The organism is Pseudomonas sp. F220 (genome assembly GCF_057813935.1).
This window is the reverse complement of record NZ_JBVASJ010000168.1, coordinates 1-299: the sequence shown is the minus strand read 5'-3', so window position 1 is coordinate 299 and position 299 is coordinate 1. Positions and strand designations below refer to the sequence as shown.

Sequence of the window (299 nt, the reverse complement as noted above, 5' to 3'; positions counted from 1 at the left end):
ACGGTCAGCGTCGCGGGCAACCAGCTGCTGTTCAATCCGGGGGCTGACTTCGACCACCTGGCGCAAGGCGCGGTCGAACACGTCACGCTCAGCTACACGATGCAGGACGAACACGGAGCACTCTCGACCAGCAGCGTGGACGTGACCATCACCGGCACCAACGACGCTCCGGTGGCGGTGGCCGATGTGGCCGCCGGCACGGAAAACCAGACCCTGACCCTCGATGTGCTGGCCAACGACACTGATGTCGATGACGGGCACCTGTTCACGCTGAACTCAGCCAGCGCGCCGATCGGCCA

General features: G+C 65.2%; 1 protein-coding gene. It reads left to right on the top strand.

Going from position 1 to position 299, the window contains the following annotated elements:
• A partial coding sequence (locus ACZYSM_RS29485; protein ID WP_489077222.1) for an Ig-like domain-containing protein occupies positions 1-299 on the top strand: 299 nt, incomplete at both ends.